Source organism: Pseudomonas sp. IT-P4, assembly GCF_949767755.1.
Lineage (GTDB): Bacteria > Pseudomonadota > Gammaproteobacteria > Pseudomonadales > Pseudomonadaceae > Aquipseudomonas > Aquipseudomonas monachiensis.
The window spans coordinates 117,119-137,843 of record NZ_CATKPX010000011.1 but is presented as its reverse complement, the minus strand read 5'-3'; the positions used below and the strand labels follow the sequence as shown (position 1 = coordinate 137,843).

General features: G+C 61.1%; 20 protein-coding genes. 12 read left to right on the top strand and 8 right to left on the bottom strand.

Annotated features, from left to right (window positions below; genetic code table 11):
• Positions 1 to 40 precede the first annotated feature (40 nt).
• Positions 41 to 889 (top strand): cache domain-containing protein, encoded by an 849-nt coding sequence (locus tag ACM6IT_RS00690; protein WP_414914623.1) that lies wholly within the window; start codon positions 41 to 43, stop codon positions 887 to 889.
• Between the two features lie 123 nt (positions 890 to 1,012).
• Here ACM6IT_RS00690 and ACM6IT_RS00685 read toward each other — a convergent pair whose 3' ends face one another.
• Entirely contained in the window at positions 1,013 to 2,530 is a 1,518-nt protein-coding gene (locus ACM6IT_RS00685; protein ID WP_414914624.1) for an MDR family MFS transporter, read from the bottom strand.
• Between the two features lie 78 nt (positions 2,531 to 2,608).
• Complete coding sequence (gene pobA / locus ACM6IT_RS00680; RefSeq protein ID WP_414917263.1) at positions 2,609 to 3,802, bottom strand: 4-hydroxybenzoate 3-monooxygenase; 1,194 nt, start codon at positions 3,800 to 3,802, stop codon at positions 2,609 to 2,611.
• 181 nt (positions 3,803 to 3,983) lie between these two features.
• Between pobA and ACM6IT_RS00675 the strand changes: the two genes are divergently transcribed.
• Positions 3,984 to 4,880 (top strand): helix-turn-helix domain-containing protein, encoded by an 897-nt coding sequence (locus ACM6IT_RS00675; RefSeq protein WP_056726108.1) that lies wholly within the window; start codon positions 3,984 to 3,986, stop codon positions 4,878 to 4,880.
• An 8-nt stretch (positions 4,881 to 4,888) separates the two neighbouring features.
• Here the strand turns inward: ACM6IT_RS00675 and ACM6IT_RS00670 are convergent, their stop codons facing one another.
• Together ACM6IT_RS00670 and ACM6IT_RS00665 are read right to left on the bottom strand one after the other, a co-directional pair.
• Positions 4,889 to 5,065 (bottom strand): hypothetical protein, encoded by a 177-nt coding sequence (locus ACM6IT_RS00670; RefSeq protein WP_020799474.1) that lies wholly within the window; start codon positions 5,063 to 5,065, stop codon positions 4,889 to 4,891.
• A 223-nt stretch (positions 5,066 to 5,288) separates the two neighbouring features.
• On the bottom strand, positions 5,289 to 6,194 hold the full coding sequence (locus ACM6IT_RS00665; RefSeq protein WP_201783890.1) for a LysR family transcriptional regulator: 906 nt from the start codon (positions 6,192 to 6,194) through the stop codon (positions 5,289 to 5,291).
• Positions 6,195 to 6,308: 114 nt separating this feature from the next.
• Between ACM6IT_RS00665 and ACM6IT_RS00660 the strand changes: the two genes are divergently transcribed.
• Positions 6,309 to 7,187 carry an MBL fold metallo-hydrolase gene (locus ACM6IT_RS00660; RefSeq protein WP_414917262.1) on the top strand — a complete coding sequence of 293 codons (879 nt, stop codon included), beginning with the start codon at positions 6,309 to 6,311 and terminating at the stop codon, positions 7,185 to 7,187.
• Between the two features lie 46 nt (positions 7,188 to 7,233).
• On the top strand, positions 7,234 to 7,848 hold the full coding sequence (locus tag ACM6IT_RS00655; protein ID WP_414914627.1) for an NAD(P)-dependent oxidoreductase: 615 nt from the start codon (positions 7,234 to 7,236) through the stop codon (positions 7,846 to 7,848).
• A gap of 108 nt (positions 7,849 to 7,956) precedes the next feature.
• On the opposite strand, the gene ACM6IT_RS00650 is transcribed toward ACM6IT_RS00655, so the two are convergent.
• Complete coding sequence (locus ACM6IT_RS00650; protein WP_056726103.1) at positions 7,957 to 8,838, bottom strand: LysR substrate-binding domain-containing protein; 882 nt, start codon at positions 8,836 to 8,838, stop codon at positions 7,957 to 7,959.
• 159 nt (positions 8,839 to 8,997) lie between these two features.
• Here ACM6IT_RS00650 and ACM6IT_RS00645 point away from each other — a divergent pair, with 159 nt between their 5' ends.
• The 6 genes from ACM6IT_RS00645 (at position 8,998) to ACM6IT_RS00620 (ending at position 16,373) form a co-directional block, all read left to right on the top strand.
• The gene (locus ACM6IT_RS00645; RefSeq protein ID WP_414917261.1) at positions 8,998 to 10,635 is read left to right on the top strand and encodes a 5-guanidino-2-oxopentanoate decarboxylase; all 1,638 of its coding nucleotides are present in this window, start codon (positions 8,998 to 9,000) and stop codon (positions 10,633 to 10,635) included.
• The gene (locus ACM6IT_RS00640) at positions 10,632 to 12,080 is read left to right on the top strand and encodes an aldehyde dehydrogenase family protein (RefSeq protein WP_414917260.1); all 1,449 of its coding nucleotides are present in this window, start codon (positions 10,632 to 10,634) and stop codon (positions 12,078 to 12,080) included. The genes ACM6IT_RS00645 and ACM6IT_RS00640 overlap by 4 nt, the downstream gene beginning before the upstream one ends.
• Positions 12,081 to 12,297: 217 nt before the next feature.
• Positions 12,298 to 13,401, top strand: coding sequence for an extracellular solute-binding protein (locus tag ACM6IT_RS00635; protein ID WP_007978499.1), 1,104 nt, complete (start codon positions 12,298 to 12,300; stop codon positions 13,399 to 13,401).
• A gap of 147 nt (positions 13,402 to 13,548) precedes the next feature.
• A complete protein-coding gene (locus tag ACM6IT_RS00630; protein ID WP_223541149.1) occupies positions 13,549 to 14,457 on the top strand; it encodes an ABC transporter permease in 909 nt (302 codons plus the stop codon).
• On the top strand, positions 14,454 to 15,299 hold the full coding sequence (locus ACM6IT_RS00625; protein WP_414917259.1) for an ABC transporter permease: 846 nt from the start codon (positions 14,454 to 14,456) through the stop codon (positions 15,297 to 15,299). Before ACM6IT_RS00630 ends, ACM6IT_RS00625 begins: the two co-directional genes overlap by 4 nt.
• An 18-nt stretch (positions 15,300 to 15,317) precedes the next feature.
• Positions 15,318 to 16,373, top strand: coding sequence for an ABC transporter ATP-binding protein (locus ACM6IT_RS00620; protein ID WP_008052508.1), 1,056 nt, complete (start codon positions 15,318 to 15,320; stop codon positions 16,371 to 16,373).
• Positions 16,374 to 16,453: 80 nt separating this feature from the next.
• Here ACM6IT_RS00620 and ACM6IT_RS00615 read toward each other — a convergent pair whose 3' ends face one another.
• On the bottom strand, positions 16,454 to 17,383 hold the full coding sequence (locus ACM6IT_RS00615; RefSeq protein ID WP_414914631.1) for an AraC family transcriptional regulator: 930 nt from the start codon (positions 17,381 to 17,383) through the stop codon (positions 16,454 to 16,456).
• Positions 17,384 to 17,814: 431 nt separating this feature from the next.
• Here ACM6IT_RS00615 and ACM6IT_RS00610 point away from each other — a divergent pair, with 431 nt between their 5' ends.
• Both ACM6IT_RS00610 and ACM6IT_RS00605 read left to right on the top strand, forming a co-directional pair.
• Positions 17,815 to 18,168: a putative quinol monooxygenase gene (locus tag ACM6IT_RS00610; RefSeq protein WP_414917258.1), complete on the top strand. Its 354-nt coding sequence runs from the start codon at positions 17,815 to 17,817 to the stop codon at positions 18,166 to 18,168.
• A gap of 41 nt (positions 18,169 to 18,209) precedes the next feature.
• Positions 18,210 to 18,440: a hypothetical protein gene (locus tag ACM6IT_RS00605; protein WP_223532182.1), complete on the top strand. Its 231-nt coding sequence runs from the start codon at positions 18,210 to 18,212 to the stop codon at positions 18,438 to 18,440.
• 3 nt (positions 18,441 to 18,443) lie between these two features.
• On the opposite strand, the gene ACM6IT_RS00600 is transcribed toward ACM6IT_RS00605, so the two are convergent.
• Complete coding sequence (locus tag ACM6IT_RS00600; protein ID WP_223541147.1) at positions 18,444 to 19,067, bottom strand: flavin reductase family protein; 624 nt, start codon at positions 19,065 to 19,067, stop codon at positions 18,444 to 18,446.
• Between the two features lie 270 nt (positions 19,068 to 19,337).
• Positions 19,338 to 20,657: an MFS transporter gene (locus ACM6IT_RS00595; protein ID WP_056726093.1), complete on the bottom strand. Its 1,320-nt coding sequence runs from the start codon at positions 20,655 to 20,657 to the stop codon at positions 19,338 to 19,340.
• Positions 20,658 to 20,725 lie beyond the last annotated feature (68 nt).

The window sequence follows — 20,725 nt, the reverse complement described above, 5'->3', positions numbered from 1 at the left end:
TCTACGCTCTTGAAACACCACCAGGAACGAGGGATGCGCAATGGGGTTTCTGCATAGGTTCACCTTGCTGTGCGGCATGTTTTTGTTGTGCCTGGGCCAGGCGCAAGCCGCCGGGACGGAAAAGGACGACAGCAAGGCGGCCATAGCCCTGCTGGAAAAAGCCCTGGCCTACTACCACCAGAATGGCGACAAGGCCCTTGCGGCGTTCAGCCGCCAGGGTGAGTTTGTCGACAAGGACCGTTATGTCTTCGTGCTCGACACCAAGGGTGTGATGCTTGCCAGTGGCGGGCCGTCGTCGGCGCTGATTGGCCGGGACGTGTCGGAAGTGCTCGGGCCGGACTTGCAGAAAACCTTCAAGGACGCCCTGAAAGTGCCGGAAGGCAATGGCATTCAGCAGGCGGAATATCGCTGGCAGAACTGGAATGATGGCAAGGTCGAGCGCAAGCATGTCTACTACCAGCGCATTGGCCAGCGGATTCTGGCGGTCGGTTATTACCTGCCCAGGGCCTCCGCCGAACAGGCCATGGCCTTGCTGAACAAAGCGGCAACCGATCTGACCAGGGACGAAAAGGGCACCCTGACGGCGATCAACTCCCTCAAGGGCGGCTACCTGCAGGATGACCTGTACGTATTTGTTGTCGACCTGGACACCCAGCGTTACGTGGCCCACGGCACCAACCTGCGGCTGATCAATACCGACTTCAGCAAGATCGCAGACCCGGAAGGCAAACCGGTGGGCGAGCCGATTCTGGCGTTGATGGCCCAGCAGGATGATGGCGAATACGAATACCGCTGGAAAAACCCGGTGACCGGCAAGGTCGAGAACAAACATGCCTACCTGAAAAAGGTTGGGCATTTTCTGGTGGCTGTCGGGTATTACAGCCCTTGAATGGTAGTGACTGTTAAACCGTCTTCGCGAGCAAGCCCGCTCCCACAGTTGACTGCGTACTTATGAAGAGCTCGGTCTAATGTGGGAGCGGGCTTGCTCGCGAATACAAGCGACTCGGTCTGCCTACCGAACCTTATCCTCTCGCCCGCGCAACAACATGTTCGGCATGGCAATCGCCGCCGCCAGCCCCAGCAGTGAAACGGCCGCACTGACCGTCAACAAGTGCCGGAACGTCAGCAACAACTCGGCACGCAAGGCGTTCTGCGCATCACCTGGCGCGGCATTCAAACCGTCCAGCAACACATTCCCCGAATGACCTTCGGCAATCAGCGACGAGCCGGCCAGGTGCGCGAAACTCGAGTCCTGCAACAACGCCAACAGCAGCGCCGACATCAATGCCACACCCACGGCACCACCCAGCGAACGGAACAGATTGGTGGTGCTGGTGGCGACGCCGATGTCCCGTTGGTCCACCGAGTTCTGCGTGCCGACCAATGACGTCGGGAACTGCATGCCGGAGGCAATCCCGCAGAGCAGCATGAACAGGCTGCTCACGACGAATGCCTGGGGCGGGCTGAACGCCATGCCGATAATCGAGACAGGCATCAGCGCCGCGCCGGCAAGGATCATCGGTTTGTAGCGCCCGGTCACCGAGGTGCGGCGGCCGGCGAAATACGCGCCGATCGGCAAGCCCATGGCCAGGGGCAGCAGGTGCAGGGCGGCGCTGTCGGCACCGGCGCCGGTGACGCTCTGGAAGCGCAGCGGCATCAATACGATCAGTGAGATGGCCTGGAAGCTGGTGAAGAAAATCGTGCACCAGCACAGGATCGCGTTGCGGTTGGCGAACAGATGCATGGGCAGCAACGGCTCCCGTGCCCGTCGCTCGTGGACGACGAACAGCCCCAGCACCAGCACCGCACAGGCCAGCAGCGCCAATACTTCGGCACTGCGCCACGAGTGGCCCTGGCCGACCTGGGTGATGCCCAGCAACAATGCGGTCAGCCCGATGATCATCAGCACAGTGCCCAGGTAATCGATGATCGGTTTGCGTTGCGGAATCGGCAGGCCCACCAGCGTGCGATGGGCCACCAGCCAGGCACCCAGGCCCAGCGGCAGGTTGATCAGGAACACCCAGCGCCAGGACAGGTATTCGGTCATATAGCCGCCAAGCACCGGGCCGGCCACGCTGGCCACGGCATACATGCTGCTGAAATAGCCCTGGTAACGACCGCGCTCCCGTGGTGGCACGATGTCACCGATGATCGCCTGGCTCACCGAGATCATTCCGCCGGCCCCGATGCCCTGGAGGATCCGGGCCAGCACCAGTTGCTCCATGCTCTGGGCCATGCCGCAGAACACCGATGCCAGGGTGAACAGGCCCATGCCGAACAGCATCAGTTTGCGCCGCCCGTACAGGTCGCCCAGTTTGCCGTAGATCGGCACCGCCACGGTCATGGCCACCATGTAGCCGGAAATCACCCAGGCCAGCAGGCTGACGTCCTTGAATTGCGCGGAAATGGCCGGCATCGAAACGGCGACGATGGTCTGGTCCAGCGCGCCGAGGAAGATCGCCAGCATCAGGGCGATCAGCACGCTGCGGATAGCGGGTTTGGGCGTTTCAGGCTGGTGGAGATTAGTCACGGGAAAACCTGCGGGCAGTGATTGACCCGCAAGTAGCTAGGCGAGCGGGGATGCTCGCCAGTGTAAGTCGGTAGGAAGCTATTCGATAGCCTCGTAAGGAAGCCCGACGTAGTTTTCTGCAATGGTTTTTCGACCCGCTTCAGAGCCGACAAAATACTCCAGCTCCGACTCGGCAATGCGCTGGCTAAAGGCATCGTGATCGTCGAAACGGTGCAGCATCGAGGTCATCCACCAGGAAAACCGTTCGGCCTTCCACACCCGGCGCAGGCAGATTTCCGAGTACTTCTCCAGCAGATCGAGGCGATCTTCGCGGTATACCTTGACCAGGATGTTGAACAGCGTACTGACGTCACTGGCCGCCAGGTTCAGGCCCTTGGCGCCAGTGGGCGGGACGATGTGCGCGGCGTCTCCGACCAGGAACATGCGCCCGTATTGCATCGGTTCGACGACGAAGCTGCGCAGTGGCGCGATGCTTTTTTCGATGGACGGGCCCGTTACCAGTTTGTCCGCCAACAGTTGTGGCAGTCGCGACTTGAGTTCGTCCCAGAAGCGTTGATCCGACCAGTTGTCGACATGATCGCTGGTGGGCACTTGCAGGTAATAACGGGTGCGTGTCGGCGAGCGCATGCTGCACAGCGCGAAACCGCGCTCATGGCGGGCGTAGACCAGCTCTTCGTGGACTGGCGGGGTGTCGGCCAGGATCCCGAGCCAGCCGAACGGATAGATCCGTTCGAAGACTTTCAGGCTGTCGGCGGGAATCGATTGCCGTGCCACTCCATGGAAGCCGTCGCAACCGGCGATGTAGTCGCAATCGAGGCGATACCGTTCGCCGTCCTTCTCAAAAGTGACAAACGCTTCGTCGGTTTTCATGCCGTGGGGAACGACGTTGTCGGCTTGATAAATCGTCTGCGCGCCAGCCTCCCGACGAGCGGCCATCAGGTCGCGGGTGACTTCGGTCTGGCCATAGATCATCACGCTCTTGCCCCCCGTCAGGGCGTGCAGATCGATGTGGACCTGGCGTCCGCCGAGGGCCAGTTCGAAGCCGCCATGGACCAGTCCCTCGGCGTCCATGCGCTGACTCACGCCGGCCTGACGCAACAGCTCTACCATGCCTTGTTCAAGCACGCCGGCGCGGATTCGGCCGAGCACGTAGTCCGGGGTCTGGCGTTCTAGAACGAGGGTGTCGATGCCGGCGTTGTGCAGCAATTGGCCGAGCAACAGGCCAGAAGGGCCGGCGCCGATGATGGCGACTTGGGTTTTCAGCGTTTTCATTGTTTTTATGACTCGCAAGCTTCACGCGACCAGGGCCGGTGAATGATTTTTATGGATCGAGTGCTTGCATTTTTCCCTTGCGGGTCTGTCAATTGAAGGTGAAAACTGAGCCGATAGCTGTACATTCTGCCAATCGGTGCGATTATCGCCCGCCATCTACTCCGAGGCCTGGATTGAAGTGATGAACAAGCCTGACCTGCCTTCGATTCCGGTGTTCAAGCTCTACGGTGAAAGCCTGGATTGGCCGACCCCGGACTTGCTGCACTGTGAAACCATTTCCAAACGCAGTCGCGAACATCATTGGGAAATCAAACCTCACCGCCACGCTGATTTGTGCCAGTTGCTCTTCGTGTTCAAAGGTCAGGCAGAGCTTGAAATCGAAGGCAAGCGAACGCAACTGGTGGAACCGGCAATCCAGATCCTGCCACCGCTGTCAGTGCACGGCTTTCGCTTTTCCGAGGATGTGGAAGGGTTTGTCGTGACCCTGGCCGCGCCGCTGATCGCCCACCTGCAGATACAGTTGGGGCAATCGGTCAATGCCCTGGCCCAGTCCGAAAGCTACCCGGCAGGCAAGGACGCCGAGTACCTCAACAGCCTGTTCAGCGCCTTGCAGAACGAATACACCAGCCATCAACCGGCGCGGGAAATGCTCATGCATTCGCTGGTCAGTGTGATCGTGGTGTGGGTCAGCCGCCAGGTGATCCAGCGCCGCACCGCCATGGCGCGACCGCAGCGGGCCCGGGAATACCTCAACGGCTTTATTCAGCTGGTGGAAGAGACCTATCGCCAGCACGTCAAGGTCGAGGACCTGGCCCATCGACTGGGGATTTCCGTATCCCACCTCAACGGCACCTGTCGTGAGCTGGCGGGGCAACCGGCGTTGCAGATCATGCACGAACGTCAATTGCTGGAGGCCAAGCGTTTGTTGACCTACACCAGCATGACCATTTATGAAATGTCCGACGTGTTGGGGTTTTCCGATCCGACCAACTTCACGCGCCTGTTCCGGCGTCGTGTGGGGATTTCGCCCAAGGCGTTCCGCGACCGCCTGAAGGCCGATCAGGACAACGAAGCCTGACCCCTTCGTTATCGGAGGGCGTTGAGGGTGGCGTTGTGGGGGATGCAGCGTTCGAAGTTGCAACTCGCCGCTTCACGGGGCAGGTTGCGCAGTTGCTCGACGCGCCAGGCCGCAGCGCCATACAGCCCGAGCGTGACCGCGCAGGTGATGAAAATCGCGAGGTATCTTCTTGTTTTGATGTTCATGGCGTTGACCTCTGAACGAATACCTTTCGGTATTACTTTGAGCATAGGTCAGCGCCGGTGAGTTACCAGCAAACCGGGTTTGGCATTTGACGCGGTATTCAGAACATTGATGCCCCCCTTGTGGGAGCGGGCTTGCTCGCGAAAGCGGTATTTCACGCGCAAAATCTACGTCGGATGTACCGACCACTTCGCGAGCAAGCCCGCTCCCACATTTTCGATCCGGTCACAGGCCGATATCCCACTCCGGTTCTTCCGGAAATCTAAGCACCAGAAAATCCAGCAAGCTGCGCAACGCCGTCGGCATGTGCTTGCGCGAGGCATACACCGCATACACGTTCATTTGCCGGGGTTCCGCCGCCGGCAGCAGGCGAATCAATTCGCCGCTGTGGATGTGCACGCCGGCCTGGTAGGTGGGCAGCATCGCCACCCCGGCGCCGGCGATCGTTGCGCGCAGCAGCGTGCTGGCCTCGTTGGCGCTGATGTTGCCCTGCACCGGTACAGAAACCTGCTCGCCGTCCTGCTCGAAATGCCACAGGCTTTTGCCGAAGTAGGAGTGGGTCAGGCAGTTGTGCAGGCTCAGGTCCTCGACCCGTTGCGGCACCGGGTGCTCACGCAGGTAAGCGGGGGACGCGCAGATCACCGAGCGGCAAACCGTCAGGCGGCGGGCGATCAGGTTCGGGTCCAGGTCGTTGCTGGTGCGGATCGCCAGATCGATGCGCTCATCCACCAGGTTCACGGTGCGGTCGAGCATCTGCATGTCGATGCTGACGCCGGGGTAGCGTCGGACATACGCAGCCATGGCATCGGCCAGTTGTGCCTGGCCGAAGGAGGTGCTGACGCTGATCCGCAGCAGGCCGCGCGGTGCGTCATCCGGTTCGCTGACGGCGGCTTGCATGTCGGAGGACAAATCGAGCATCTGCCGACAGCGGGGCAGGATCTCGGTGCCGGCAGCGGTCAGGCTCAACTTGCGTGTGGTGCGATGCATCAGGCGCGCGCCGACCCAGTCTTCCAGTTCCGCCAGATACCGCGACACCACCGGCCGTGACAGCTCCAGATGATCGGCGGCGGCCGACTGGCTGCCGAGGTCAACCACCGTGACGAACACGCGCATTGCTTGAAGACGATCCATGATTTGCCCGCTTTCAGAAACAAACTATGTCCAAGCATCGCATTTTTTGTACTGAGTCAGGCAACTAAGCTCTGTTCCATCGCCAAGCAAGGCATTCGGACAACGGAGCAACAGATGATCGGTTTCACCACTTTAAAGCGCATTTTGCTGGCAGGCCTCGCCCTCGGTTTCGCCGCCCATGCAGCCGCCTCGACCTTGACGCTGGATGTCTACAACCCCGGTGATAAAGCGATCTTCCCGGTGACCTCGGTGCTGGTCAGTGGCGAGAAAGAAGCGATCCTGGTGGATGCGCAATTCGGCAAATCCCAGGCCGAGCAGGTGGTGGAAAAAATCCGCGCCAGCGGCAAGCAGCTGACCACCATCTACATCAGCCACGGTGACCCGGATTACTACTTCGGCCTCGATACCCTGACGGCTGCGTTCCCCAAGGCGAAGGTCCTCGCCTCGCAGCCGACCGTCGACCACATCAAGCGAACCGTCGACGGCAAACTGGCGTTCTGGGGCCCGAAAATGGGTGCGGACGTGCCGGCCAAAACCATCGTGCCGGACGTGCTCAAGGGTGACAGCCTGATCCTTGAAGGGCAGAAGTTGCAGGTGCTTGGTCTTGAGGGCCCGCAGCCGGATCGCAGCTTTGTGTGGATTCCGTCGCTCAAGGCCGTGGTCGGTGGTGTCGTGGTGGCGCAAAACATCCACGTGTGGATGGCGGACACGCAAACGCCACAGTCCCATGCCGATTGGTTGGCTACGCTGCACTCCATTGAAACCCTGAAACCGCAGACCGTGGTGCCGGGTCATTACCTTGGCGAGAGCGATCGCTCCCTGGCCGCCGTGCAGTTCACCGCCGCATACATCAAGGCCTTCGACGAGGAAACCGCCAAGGCCAAGGATTCCGCCGCGCTGATCGCGGCGATGAAAAAGCGCTTCCCGACCCTGGAAGATGAAAGCTCCCTGGAGCTGAGCGCCAAGGTCGCCAAGGGCGAGATGAAGTGGTAACCCGCCTCAACTGAAATCCTAGAAGCTCAACCCACTGGAGAACGTCATGAGCAAAATCGCAATCATCGGTGCCACCGGTCGTGCCGGTAGCCAACTGCTGGAAGAAGCCCTGCGCCGCGGTCACAGCGTTACCGCCATTGCCCGCGATACATCGAAAATCGACCCGCGTGACGGTGTGGCCGGCAAGGCCGTCGATGCCCTTGATGCCGCTGCGTTGCAAGCTGCGATTGCGGGCCATGACGTGGTTATCAGCGCGGCGCATTTCGCCACGCTACCTGCCGGCGCAGTCGTTGGTCCGGTGAAAAAAGCCGGGGTTAAACGTCTGCTGGTGGTGGGCGGGGCGGGTTCACTGCTATTGCCCGATGGCACTCGAGTGATCGATAGCGAAGGTTTCCCAGAGGCCTACAAGGCAGAGGCCGGCGCGGGTGCCGAATTCCTCGCCAGCTTGCGTGAAGAACGGGATCTGGACTGGACCTTCCTGTCGCCATCGGCCGAATTTGTCGAGGGCGAGCGCACGGGTACATTCCGCCTGGGTCAGGATGACTTGCTGGTGAGCAGCGAAGGGCGCAGCTGGATTACCTTTGCCGACTACGCGATTGCAATGCTCGACGAAGTGGAAGCGCCGAAGCATTCGCGGCAGCGGTTTACAGTCGGGTACTAACACCGCAATCCATGTAGGAGCTGCCGCAGGCTGCGATCTTTTGACTTTGACTTTGACTTTCAAGATCAAAAGATCGCAGCCTGCGGCAGCTCCTACAGATACCGTGGTTCAACGCGACTGCGCCTGCTCCACCAACCAGCCCATCAATTCACGCAACTTCGGCGAAGGCCCGGGTTTTTCGGGGAATACCAGGTAATACGCCAGTCCTGTCGTCACCTTCAAGTCGAATGGCATGACCAGCCGCCCGGCGTTCAGGTCATCGCCGATCAGCGACCAGTCGCCAATCGCCACCCCCGTTCCCTGGGACGCCATCGACATCGCCAGGTCCAGTGTTTCGAAATGCTGGCCCTTGCCGACATTGGTCAAATGCACATTCGCCGCTTTCAACCAGGCCTTCCAGTCCCGCTCGTCTCGGGTCGGGTGCAGCAGCAGGTGCTGTTGCAGATCGGCCGGGCTCTGCAGGGGCATGGGGCCTTCGAGCATCGGTCTGGAACACACCGGCGTGAGTTGTTCGTCGAAGAGTTTTTGCGACATCAATGAATCGTCCGGCGGTGCGCCGTACATCACCGCTGCATCGAATTGCTCGCGATGAAAATCCACCCCATGCTTGACCGTGGTGGTCAGTTCCACCGGCACGTCCGGGCGTTCCCTTTGCCATTGCAACAGACGCGGCAGCAACCAGCGCATGACGCAGGTCGGTGCCTTGAGCTGCAGGGTTTCGCGCTTCTCGCCGATCTGTTCAACGGCCTCGTCGATCAGGCCGAAAATCTGCTGCACCCGTGGCAGCCATTCCCGTCCCTCGGCTGTCAGGGCAAGGCCTCGGGCCAGGCGGATGAACAGCTCATAACCCAGATGATCTTCCAGCCCGGCGATCTGCCGACTCACCGCGCCCTGGGTGATATGCAGCTGTTCGGCGGCCCGGGTGAAATTGCAGCACTGCGCGGTAATCAGAAAAGTGTGCAGCGCCGGCAGGGGAGGCAGTCGTTTCATTGGGATCCAAGGTATGACGTGAGGACATGGCTAGTATGACTTTTTATCCATTGTTGCGGCTACCTGTCGCCCGTTCCAATGAGGCCATTCCCGGGCCTGCGAATCCATCATAAACACAGCGCACGCCCGGCGTCTCAAACGAACAAAAAGGGCAAAGACATGGCGACGTGCGGCGAAGTATTGGTCAAGTTACTCGAAAACTACGGGGTCGAGCAGGTGTTCGGCATTCCGGGGGTGCATACCGTGGAGCTGTATCGCGGGCTGGCCCGTTCGAGCATCAACCACGTCACGCCGCGTCATGAGCAGGGCGCCGGCTTCATGGCCGACGGCTACGCCCGCACCAGCGGCAAACCGGGTGTGTGCTTCATCATCACCGGCCCTGGCATGACCAACATCACCACCGCCATGGGCCAGGCCTATGCCGATTCGATCCCGATGCTGGTGATCTCCAGCGTGCAATCGCGCAGCCAGTTGGGCGGCGGTCGCGGCAAGCTGCATGAGTTGCCGAACCAGGGCGCACTGTGTGCCGGTGTCGCGGCGTTCTCCCACACCCTGATGTCGGCGTCGGAATTGCCGGGTGTGTTGGCCCGCGCCTTCGCGCTGTTCCAGGCGGGACGTCCGCGTCCGGTGCACATTGAAATTCCGCTGGATGTCCTGGTTGAAGAAGCCGACGACTTGCTCGCCAGCCTGCCGGTCAATATCGACCGCGCTGGCGCTTCGCCGAGCGCCGTGTCGCGCATGACTGAATTGCTGGCCGGTGCCAAGCGTCCGCTGATCCTCGCCGGTGGCGGCGCCATCGACGCGGCCGTCGAGTTGACTGAGCTGGCAGAATTGCTGGACGCGCCAGTCGCCTTGACCATCAATGCCAAGGGCATGCTCGCCTCCGGCCACCCGCTGCTGATCGGCTCGACCCAGAGCCTGGTCGCCACCCGTGCACTGGTTGCCGAGGCCGACGTGGTACTGGCCATCGGCACGGAACTGGCCGAAACCGACTACGACGTGACCTTCGCCGGTGGCTTCGAAATTCCTGGCAAGTTGCTGCGCGTCGATATCGACCCGGACCAGACCGTGCGCAACTACCCGCCGCACGTGGCACTGGTGGCCGACTCGCGCAACGCCGCCCAGGCTTTGCTCAGCGCCCTGTCGCACAAATCCCTGGCCGAGCGCCGCAACGATTGGGGCCAGGTACGTGCCGCCCGTCTGCGTGAAGACCTGGCCGCGACCTGGGATGCACCGACCCTCGCCCAGACCCGCTTCCTCGAAACCGTTCTGCAGGAATTGCCGGACGCGGTGTTCGTCGGCGATTCGACCCAACCGGTATACACCGGCAACCTGACGTTCAACCCGGAGCGTCCGCGTCGCTGGTTCAACTCGTCCACCGGCTACGGCACCCTCGGCTACGCCCTGCCGGCAGCGATTGGCGCCTGGCTGGGTGGCAGCATCGAAGGTGGTGCGCGGCCTCCGGTGGTGTGCCTGATCGGCGACGGTGGCCTGCAGTTCACCCTGCCGGAACTGGCCAGCGCCGTTGAAGCGCGCACCCCGGTGATCGTGCTGCTGTGGAATAACCAGGGCTACGAAGAGATCAAGAAGTACATGGTCAACCGTGCCATCGAGCCGGTGGGCGTGGACATCTACACCCCGGACTTCATCGGTGTGGCCAAGGCATTGGGTTGCGCCGCCGAAGCGGTCAGCAGCGTCGAGCAACTGCGTGGCGCATTGCGTGTGGCTACCGATCGCCAGGGCCCGACCCTGATTGAAATCGACCAGACCCAGTGGATGCAGGCGGTGTCGAAATGACTTTCCCTACGACCCTGGATGGCCTGTACATCAACGGCCAATGGTCGGCCGGCAACGAACACCTGCGGGTGATCAACCCGGCGACCGAAGCCCTGTTGACCACCGTCAATGGCGGCGATGAACGCGCCGTTGACCACGCGGTGAGCGCGGCGACCCAGGCGTTCGCCGACTGGTCGAAAACCACGGGCGCCGAGCGCGGCGCGATCCTGCGCAAAATCGCCGTGGGGGTGCAGGCCAATCGTGAAAAGCTGATGCACTTGCAGTCGAGCAACAACGGCAAGCCGCAGTTCGAAGCCGCGATTGATGTCGATGACGTGATCGCCACTTTCGAGTATTACGCCGGTCTCGCCGAAGGGCTGGATGCCAAACAAGACAGCGCGATAGAACTGCCGACCGACGACTTCAGCGCACGTTTGCGCCGCGAGCCGTGCGGTGTGGTCGGCCTGATCGTGCCGTGGAATTTCCCGATGGTCACCACCGCGTGGAAACTCGCCCCGGCCCTGGCCGCCGGTTGCTGCGTGGTGCTCAAGCCTTCGGAAGTGACGCCGCTGCCGGAGCTGGAACTGGCGGCGATCATCGCGCAAGCCGGGTTGCCGGCAGGCGTGTTCAACCTGGTGTGCGGCACCGGTCTTGCGGTTGGCGCGCCCCTGTCGGCTGACTCGCGCATCGCGAAAATTTCCTTCACCGGCAGCAATGCGGTCGGCGTGCAGGTCATGCAGCGGGCGGCGGAAACCGTCAAGGGCGTGAGCCTGGAACTGGGCGGAAAATCCTCGCTGCTGGTACTGGTCGATGCCGATCTCGACCTGGCGGTGGAAGTGGCCTGTGGCGGTGGTTTCTTCAACGCCGGGCAGATGTGCTCCGCCACCAGCCGCGTGCTGGTCGCCGATGAACTGGCCGATGAATTCCTGAGCCGAGTGAAGACCCGTGCCGAAGCCATTCGCGTGGCCGACCCGTTCGACCCGGACGTGGAAATGGGCGCGCTGGTCAATCAGGCGCAATACCAGCGCGTGCTCGGTCACATCGATCGCGGTTTGAGTGCCGGCGCCAAGCTGGTTTGCGGTGGCAATCGCCCGGCAGACCTGCCGCGCGGATATTTTTTGCAGCCGACGGTGTTTACCGACGTGCCCCAGGGCAGTGCGCTGTGGAATGAAGAGATTTTTGGTCCGGTGATCTGCGTACGCCGTTTCGCCTCTGAAGCCGAGGCGATTGCCCTGGCCAACGACAGCCAGTTTGGCCTGGTCGCCAGTGTGGTGACACGCAATGCACAGACCGCTGACCGTGTCGCCAATGCTTTGCAGGCGGGGCTTGTGTGGATCAATGCGCCGCAGGTGATCTTCCCGCAGACCGCCTGGGGTGGCTACAAGCAGAGCAGCATCGGCCGTGAATTGGGGCCGTGGGGCTTGCAGGCTTTCCAGGAAATCAAACACGTGATCCGGGCCGTCTGAAGGCACGAAAAAGGTGAGTGCATGCCTCGCGTTGAGGCATGCGCTGGCGTCATGGCTTCAATGAGTTTTTATCGATAGTCAGGTGTTTTACACGACCTCAGGATGAACTCGCTGGCTCAGCCAAGCCCCCGAAAATACGAGGGCTAACGCTGGTCCGGTCGCGCGGATGCAACAGTTTCGACCTGCCTTATACCTACAAAAACAAAGGGAGTCCGTAATGGGCGAGCATGATCTGAACAGACGTCAATTTATCAAGACCGTAGGCGTAGCCTCGGTTGCAGCGGCAGCCATGAGCATGCCGTTCATCAAGGCCAATGCCAGCGACACACGTTTTGCCGGCAAGACCCTGCGTTTGCTGACCTGGTCCGATGACACCGGCCTGGCTGCGCTACGCAACATCGCCGCGACGTTCGAAGACAAGTACGGCTGCAAGGTCATCGCCGACCGCACCGGCAGTACCTCGGAAATGGTCGCCAAGCTCAAGGCCGGCGGTGATCGTCCGCAGTACGACATCATCACCCTGGCAGGCGTCGGCGCCGAAGGTCTGGCCGCCGCCAACCTGCTGGAAAAGCCCGACCTCAACCGCATTCCAAATCTTGTCGATGTACCGGAGAAATACCGCACCGGCGCCAATGGCCACGGTATCGGTTACCTGCTGTGGTGCAACAGCCTGGTCTACAGCACCCGCACCCAGAAAGAAGCCCCGACCAGCTACGCCTCCCTGTGGGATGCCGACGCGGCGCCGAACATCTTCCTGCCGCCGCCGAACTGGACCGAGGCCATGGACCTGATCATCATTGCCGCCAAACTGGCCGGTGGTGACGAACACAACATCGAGCCTGGCTTCAAGAAACTCGCCGAGCTGAAAGATCGTGTGGTGACCCTGGGCGAAAACCCGAACCAGATCGCCGAACTGTTCCGCACCGGTTCCCTGGACATGGGTGGCCTGTACGCACCGGCCTTCTTCCCGAAACAGATCCGCGACCCGAACTACGGCCTGGGCGCCACGTTCGGCATGAAGGAAGGTTTCTACACCGACCTGATGCTGTCGGTGATGCCGAAGAACCGTCCGGGCGATACCGACATGGCCTACGCCTTCATCAACCACTCCCTGGACCCGCTGGTGCAGGGCAAGATGGCTGAAGACATCTACAACGGCCCGGTCAACGCCAAGGCGATCATCTCCGCCGAAGCACGCAAGAGCCCGTACATCCTCACGCCGGAGCAGATTGCCGAGAAAGCGATCATGCACGACAACGCCTTCCTGGCGACTGTGCATGACCAATGGATTCGTCGTTACACGGAAATCTTTTCTTCCTGATCCGTAGGAGCTGCCGAAGGCTGCGATCTTTAGATCCTGCTCTTCGGTAGCTCTGAAAAAGATCAAAAGATCGCAGCCTGCGGCAGCTCCTACAGGGGGGCCGTACAGGCTGATATTTCTGATCTTCCATTGACGAGACCCTTTGCTATGGAACACCAACCTCTGACTCATCCGGTGAGTGCCGCCCCCGTGCGCGCCGCTCGGGGTGTTTCGCCAACGACGCGCGCCTGGCTTTTCCTCTCGCCGTCGATGCTGTTTCTCGGCGTGCTGATCGCCGCGAGCCTGCTGGTACTGCGCATGAGCGTGGGCACCAAGGGCGCGGAATGGTCCGGGTTCAGCCTGGCCAGTTACGCCCAGTTGCTGGAACCCTATTACCTCAAGTCGCTGATGCTGACCCTGCGCCTGGCGCTGATCAGCGCGGTGATCGCAGTGATCCTGGCGATCCCGGTGGCCTACACCATGTCGCGCCTGACCTCACCGTTCGTGCGGCGGATCTTCCTGGCGGCGGTGTTGCTGCCCTTGCTGGTCAACCTGTTGCTGCAAAGCTACGGCTGGCTGGTGATCCTCGGCCCTGGCGGCATGCTCAACCAGGCACTGATGGGCCTGGGCCTGATCAAGCGCCCGATCATGCTGTTGTACAACCAGAACGGCGTGTTGATGGGCCTGGTGCAAACCGCCTTCCCGCTGGCCGTGTTGCCGATTGCCAGCGCCATGCGCGGCGTCGCCCGCAGTTACGAAGAAGCTGCCGCCACCCTTGGCGCCAGTCGCTTCCAAGTGTTCCGCCAAGTGGTGTTGCCGATGAGCCTGCCGGGGATCATTACCGGCGCGACCCTGGTGTTCGCCTACAACGCCAGCAGTTTCGTGGTGCCCTTGCTGCTCGGTGGCCGGCGCGTACCGATGCTGGCGGTGATGGTGCATGACCAGATCGCCCCGCTGATGAACTGGCCCGCCGCATCCGCTGCCGGTGTGGTGCTGATCGTCACCACCCTCGCGATCATGACCTTGTCCGAATACATCACTGGCCGTCGTCGCCGCATGCTGGAGGCTTCGCAATGAGTACCCTGATCAAGAAGCGCCAGTTGTTGCCCGGTGATACCGGCAAGGTTGCCGGCATCCTCTCGGGCTTCATCCTGCTGTTGGCGGTGTTGCCGATTCTGACCATGATCGTGATGTCGTTCAGCGGTGCGTCGAACCTCGATTTCCCGCCGAGCAGCTACAGCCTGCAATGGTACAAGGCCGCCTGGCACACCTTCGTGTCGCCGGACGCCAGTGACGTCCTGAGCCTCGGCCAGGCCATGTCCACCAGCCTGCTGGTGTCGTGCCTGACCATGGTTTTCGCCACGATCATCGCGGTGCCGGCGGCCTACGCGCTGACCCGTTGCGAGTTCCGTGGCAAGGCCGTGGCGCTGCAACTGATGTCGTTGCCGCTGGTGTTCCCGATGGTGGTGCTGGGCCTGGCGTTGCTGCTGGTGTTCGACAGCCTGCCGTTCCACATGACCACCTCGCGCCTGGTGATTGCCCACGTGATCCTCGCGTTGCCGTTCGTGGTGAAGAACTGCACGGCGGCGATGCTTTCCATCGGCAGCGAAGTCGAAGAGGCCGCGCAAATGCTCGGCGCTTCACCGCTGCGGGCGATTGTCGATGTGGTGGTGCCGTTGATGAAGTCGGGGATTCTGGCGGGCATGCTGCTGGCGTTCATCGTCTCGTTCAACGAATTCACCGTGACCTACTTCCTCTACACCATCGACGTCATGACCGTGCCGATCTGGATGTACAGCCGCACCGTGTCTTCGCTCGACCCAACCGTATTTTCGTTTGCCGTGCTGATCGTGCTGATCGACTTCGTCCTGATCTGGGCGCTGGAGAAGCTGGTTGGTGAAGGTGGCGTTTCGTTCTGATTTCTTGAGGTGATTCACATGTCTGGTCTGATTCTGGAAAACGTCGAGAAACATTACGGCTCGGCCTGCGCGGTAACGGATGTGAACCTGCATTTGCCCGAGGGCAAACTGGTGTGTTTCCTCGGCCCTTCGGGTTGTGGCAAAACCACCTTGCTGCGCATGATCGCCGGCCTTGAAACCCTGACCGGCGGCGAGATCCGCCTGGATGGCGAAGACATCGGCAACACCCCGGCGCACCTGCGCAACTTCGGCATGGTGTTCCAGTCCCTGGCGCTGTTCCCGCACATGACAGTCGGGGAGAACATCGCCTATCCGCTGAAACTGCGTGGAGTCAGCAAGGCTGACCAACAGGCGCGGGTGGTGGAATTGCTGGAACTGATCCAGCTGCAGCAGATGATCAATCGCCCGGTGGCCAAGCTGTCCGGCGGCCAACGCCAGCGCGTGGCGATTGCCCGGGCGATTGCCTCACACCCGAAAATCCTCCTGCTCGACGAACCGCTGTCAGCGCTGGACGCCAAGCTGCGCGAGTCGATGCAGGTGGAAATCCGTCAACTGCAACAACGCCTGAACATCACCACCATCATGGTGACCCACGACCAGCGTGAAGCCATGACCATGGCCGATATCGTGGTCGTATTGGGTGAACACAAGGTGCAGCAGGTGGGTACGCCGATCGAGATCTACCGGCACCCGGCCAACGAGTTCGTCGCGGACTTCATCGGCTCGGGCAACATCTTCCCGGCCACGGCGCTGGGTAATGGCAAAGTGAGTTTGCCGGGCGGCGATGCGCTGCAAGTACCGATCTGCAGCAGCATCGTGGTCGGTGAAAAGGTGAAGATGTTGATTCGCCCGGAAGACCTGCAACTGTCAGCGCCACAGGCGACGGCGGGCAACCGCCTGCTGGGCAAGGTGACGTTCGTGCGCGATATCGGCGCGACCATCGAGACCACGGTGGAGTGTTCTGGCGTGTCGTTTACCGCTCTGAGTACGCCTTGCCAGGGGTTTGGTTTGAGCGTTGGTCACCCGGTGTCGGTGACCTTGCCGGTGGAGGCTTGCCGGGTACTTGGCGCCTGATCAGGATTTGATGTTGGCCTTGCTGGCCTCTTCGCGGGCTTGCCCGCGAAGGCGTCAGTAGCCGCATCACTGGATCCGGATCAAACCGTCAACCGCAACCGCGCCAGATCCCTTAACGGCGGAGCCCCGAACAACCGGCTGTACTCCCGGCTGAACTGCGAAGGGCTTTCATACCCGACCCGATACCCTGCCGCCGAAGCCTCCAGTCCTTCGGCCAGCATCAGCCGCCGTGCTTCCTGCAGGCGCAGCTGCTTCTGATACTGCAACGGGCTCATCGCCGTCATCGCCTTGAAACGATGATGCAGCGTCGACACGCTCAGGTTCACTTCCTTGGCCAGATCATCAATGCGTAACGGCTGTTCGAAATTGCCGTTGAGCCATTTGATCGCCTGGCTGATGCGATGGCTCTGACTGTTGGCGATGGCGATTTCGTACAGCCTATGTCCCTGTTTGCTGCGTAACAGTCGATAGAGGATCTCCCGGCGAATCAGCGGCGCCAGCATGGCGATGTCTTTCGGCGTGTCCAGTAACCGTGCCAGACGCAGCACCGCATCAAGCATCGCGGTGTCGAGTTTTTCGACATACAGCCCGCGTCCGGCCGGCCGGGTGGGCACGCCGAGGGGACCGGCGTCGGCGATCAGTGCGGTGATTTCCGTCGGGTCGATGTCCAGGCGCAGGGCCAGGATCGGTTCCTCAGGCGAGACATCCACCACCCGCCCACTGAGCGGCATCGAGACCGAGACCACCAGGTAGTTCAATGGGTCGTAGTTGAAGTACTCGTTGGCCAACTGAACTTCCTTGCGCCCCTGGGCCATGATGCACAGCGCCGGTTGCGCCAGAACCGGGGCGAACTCGTGGGACTGGCTGTGGCGGGACATGAACAGCGAGCCGATGGCTGTGGCATAACTGCCATCTTCGGCGGTGTTGCGGCGGATGATGGCCGCCAGTTCCGCGCGCTGCTTTTCCATGTCGGTGTCCAGCGGGGCTTGAAAGTGATCGAGCGACGACATGCGAGGCATCCTCGGCAAGGCATGGAGGGAGTGGTGCAGAGCATATGTTTGTGCAAGCGGCAGCGGTAGACACATCCTGCCGGATGCTTGCCTGATTCTGCCTGGGGTTGGTTTCGTACCCAAGCACGGCCAACGCACAGGCGCGCTTGAACTAACGCCGATAACCCCGTAGGAGCTGCCGAAGGCTGCGATCTTTTGATTTTGAAAGTGAAAGTCAAAAGATCGCAGCCTTCGGCAGCTCCTACACAAAGCTCGTATGGCAGAACCGTGACAGTGTTTTACAGCTTGTTACAGGCTTGTCATGCAGTTTCGCAGGATTGTGCAACGCACCGGCAGGAATCGACTAACGAGAAAGGCGTCGCGACCCTTAACCTTTGATCCTGTCGCAGCCCGTCCCCTGGCTGCCACGCGACTCCCCGGGAGGGTTGAACATGTCCACGCAAATCCCCGTCAGTCATATGGCCTTCGTTCGAGCGCGCGCCGGGCGTTCGGAGGAACTCGGTGTGCGCCTCAGCGCCCTGATCGAACCGTCCCGTGCAGCGCCAGGCTGCCTGAGTTTTTCCTTGCAGCATTCGCAATGCGATCCGCAGTTGTGGCTGGTGTCCGGTTTCTGGAGCAATCAACAGGCTATGACCGCGTACTTCAACACGCCGGCGATGGAGATTTTTGCCGAGTTGGTGCAGGAGTTGGTGGTCAACAGCCTGGACTTCCACACCTTCAAGGATGTCTCGGCGGCGCAGGCTCTGGGACAGTCCGAAGTGGCGGTACACAAACTGGCCGGTTGAGGGTTTAATGACGGCATTCTCAATCAGCCAGGATGCGCGACATGGCACGTAAAGCCTTTGATCACTTCGAAGCTGTTTCCGCCGTAGTACCGGGCGAGGGTGGTTACCACGCCGCTATCGCCGTCAAAGCGCTGGGTGGTGCCGGCGCCCCGCGTTTTCACAAAGTGCTGGAAGGCCAGATCTTCAAGACCGCTCACGAGGCCGATGATGCGGCCGCCAAGGAGCTGACCCGCCTCAAGGACGTCAAGGAAAACACCGACCTGCTCTGGTGATTCTCACCGCCCCGGGCGGTACATCTTGAACAACGCCTCAGGCCCCAGCTGGAAGTAATCCGCCGGCCCGCCGCCGCGCAGAATCGGTTCTGCCGCGGCGGTGTCGTATACCCCATCCTTCAACAGCCATTTGGCGATATGCACGGCGACCACTTCGCCGAGGATCAGCCAGCTCGGCACCACGTTGCCGTCCGCCCGTTGCAACTGGATGATCTGCGTGACCTTGCACTCGAAGGACACCGGGCTCTCTGCCACCCGCGGCACCTGAATGACCTTCGAGGCAGCGGTCGTCAGCCCGGCCAGTTCGAATTCGTTGACCTCAGGCCCGACCATGGCGCAGCTCTGGTTCATCTGCTCGGCCAGCGGCCGGGTGGCCAGGTTCCAGGCGAACTCGCCGGTCTGTTCGATGTTGTTCAGGCTGTCTTTGCGCCCGACGCTGGAAAAACCAATGATCGGCGGGATGTAGTTGAAGGCGTTGAAGAAGCTGTAGGGCGCCAGGTTCAAGCGGCCCTCGGCGTCCTGTGAAGAGATCCAGCCGATGGGGCGCGGGCCGACGATGGCGTTGAACGGATCGTGGGGCAGGCCGTGGCCGTTGGCGGGTTCGTAGAAGTGGATGTCGTCGGGCATGGGATTTCCAGGGCTTTCGGGAGACGTTCATGGTGCAAGCATGCGCCACGGATTTCCAGTCGGATTCGGTACTTGAGTTGATGAGATCCAATGTGGGAGCGGGCTTGCTCGCGAAAGCGGTGTGCCAGTCACATTGATATTGGATATGCCGCCGTCTTCGCGAGCAAGCCCGCTCCCACATTTAACCGGGTTGTTCCAGAAGGAACGCGGTCGAATGTGGGAGCGGGCTTGCTCGCGAAGAGGCCAGTACTGCCAGCTTCGATCTATCTGTCAGTCAGTGACGATCCGCGAATGCTTGCGGGTGTCTTTCATGGTGACGTACACCAACAACGACACGGCAATGCACGCGGTAACGTACCAGTAGTAACCCGTCTCCATGCCGATGCTCTTGAACCACAGCGCGATGTATTCAGCGGTGCCGCCGAAAATCGAGACGGTCAGTGCGTACGGCAGGCCGACGCCCAGGGCGCGGATTTCGGTTGGGAACAGTTCGGCTTTCACCACCGCGTTGATCGAGGTGTAGCCGCTGACGATGATCAGCGCCGCCATGATCAGGAAGAACGCGCCCCACCAGGTCGTGATGGTGTGCAGGGTGGTCAGGATCGGTACGGTGAACAGCGTGCCCAGAATGCCGAAGGCAATCAGGATCGGCCGGCGACCGATTTTATCCGACAGCCCGCCGATGATCGGTTGCAGGCACATGAACAGGAACAGCGTGGCGGCGGAAATGGTGGTGGAGTCGGAAATGCTCATGCCGACGGTGTTCACCAGGTATTTCTGCATGTAGGTGGTGTAGGTGTAGAACGCCAGCGTACCGCCCATGGTCAGGCCAACCACGGTCATCAGTTCCTTCGGGTGACGCATCAAGGTGCGCATCGCGCTTTCCTTGGCTTTTTCTTTCTTGGTGAAGGACTCGGTCTCTTCCATGCCGCGACGCAGGTACAGCGCAACCACGGCACACAGCGCGCCGATGGCGAACGGGATGCGCCAGCCCCAGGCGTAGAGCTCCTCGGTGGTCAGGAAGTTCTGCAGGACAATCAGCACCGCCAAAGCGATGAGCTGGCCGGAGATCAGGGTCACGTACTGGAAGCTGGAGTAGAAACCGCGACGCTCCTTGGTTGCCATCTCGCTGAGGTAAGTGGCGGAGGTGCCGTATTCGCCACCCACCGACAGGCCTTGCAGCAAGCGGGCGAACACCAGCAGGATCGGTGCGCCGATGCCGATGACTTCATAACTCGGGCTCAGGGCGATCAGCAGCGAGCCGAAGCACATCAGGTACACCGAGGCCATCAGGGCCTTTTTGCGCCCGACCTTGTCGGCATACAGACCCATCAGCCAGCCACCGATCGGACGCATCAGGAAGCCCACGGCGAAGATCGCGGCGGTGTTGAGCAGTTGTGCGGTGGTGTCGCCTTTGGGGAAGAAGGTCTTGGCGAAGTACAGGGAGAAGGCGGCGTAGACGTACCAGTCGTACCACTCGACCATGTTGCCGACAGAACCGCTGAAAATCGATTTGATGCGACTGGCGGTGGTTCTTTCTTTAGCCGGCGTGGCAGCCGACCCAAGGGGCAGGGCGTTGGAGTTATCCATTGAAGGATCCTTCATTTAATTGTTTTTGTGGAGCGCGAATAAACGCAGCCTGCCAGGGCTATAGCAGG

What these genes read in the sequence shown, in the direction of transcription:
- ACM6IT_RS00690 (WP_414914623.1), top strand. Translation starts at nt 41, where the DNA reads ATGGGGTTTCTGCATAGGTTCACCTTGCTGTGCGGCATGTTTTTGTTG.
- pobA (WP_414917263.1), bottom strand. Translation starts at nt 3,802, where the DNA reads ATGAAAACGCTGAAAACCCAAGTCGCCATCATCGGCGCCGGCCCTTCT.
- ACM6IT_RS00675 (WP_056726108.1), top strand. Translation starts at nt 3,984, where the DNA reads ATGAACAAGCCTGACCTGCCTTCGATTCCGGTGTTCAAGCTCTACGGT.
- ACM6IT_RS00670 (WP_020799474.1), bottom strand. Translation starts at nt 5,065, where the DNA reads ATGAACATCAAAACAAGAAGATACCTCGCGATTTTCATCACCTGCGCG.
- ACM6IT_RS00665 (WP_201783890.1), bottom strand. Translation starts at nt 6,194, where the DNA reads ATGGATCGTCTTCAAGCAATGCGCGTGTTCGTCACGGTGGTTGACCTC.
- ACM6IT_RS00660 (WP_414917262.1), top strand. Translation starts at nt 6,309, where the DNA reads ATGATCGGTTTCACCACTTTAAAGCGCATTTTGCTGGCAGGCCTCGCC.
- ACM6IT_RS00655 (WP_414914627.1), top strand. Translation starts at nt 7,234, where the DNA reads ATGAGCAAAATCGCAATCATCGGTGCCACCGGTCGTGCCGGTAGCCAA.
- ACM6IT_RS00650 (WP_056726103.1), bottom strand. Translation starts at nt 8,838, where the DNA reads ATGAAACGACTGCCTCCCCTGCCGGCGCTGCACACTTTTCTGATTACC.
- ACM6IT_RS00645 (WP_414917261.1), top strand. Translation starts at nt 8,998, where the DNA reads ATGGCGACGTGCGGCGAAGTATTGGTCAAGTTACTCGAAAACTACGGG.
- ACM6IT_RS00640 (WP_414917260.1), top strand. Translation starts at nt 10,632, where the DNA reads ATGACTTTCCCTACGACCCTGGATGGCCTGTACATCAACGGCCAATGG.
- ACM6IT_RS00635 (WP_007978499.1), top strand. Translation starts at nt 12,298, where the DNA reads ATGGGCGAGCATGATCTGAACAGACGTCAATTTATCAAGACCGTAGGC.
- ACM6IT_RS00630 (WP_223541149.1), top strand. Translation starts at nt 13,549, where the DNA reads ATGGAACACCAACCTCTGACTCATCCGGTGAGTGCCGCCCCCGTGCGC.
- ACM6IT_RS00625 (WP_414917259.1), top strand. Translation starts at nt 14,454, where the DNA reads ATGAGTACCCTGATCAAGAAGCGCCAGTTGTTGCCCGGTGATACCGGC.
- ACM6IT_RS00620 (WP_008052508.1), top strand. Translation starts at nt 15,318, where the DNA reads ATGTCTGGTCTGATTCTGGAAAACGTCGAGAAACATTACGGCTCGGCC.
- ACM6IT_RS00615 (WP_414914631.1), bottom strand. Translation starts at nt 17,383, where the DNA reads ATGTCGTCGCTCGATCACTTTCAAGCCCCGCTGGACACCGACATGGAA.
- ACM6IT_RS00610 (WP_414917258.1), top strand. Translation starts at nt 17,815, where the DNA reads ATGTCCACGCAAATCCCCGTCAGTCATATGGCCTTCGTTCGAGCGCGC.
- ACM6IT_RS00605 (WP_223532182.1), top strand. Translation starts at nt 18,210, where the DNA reads ATGGCACGTAAAGCCTTTGATCACTTCGAAGCTGTTTCCGCCGTAGTA.
- ACM6IT_RS00600 (WP_223541147.1), bottom strand. Translation starts at nt 19,067, where the DNA reads ATGCCCGACGACATCCACTTCTACGAACCCGCCAACGGCCACGGCCTG.
- ACM6IT_RS00595 (WP_056726093.1), bottom strand. Translation starts at nt 20,657, where the DNA reads ATGGATAACTCCAACGCCCTGCCCCTTGGGTCGGCTGCCACGCCGGCT.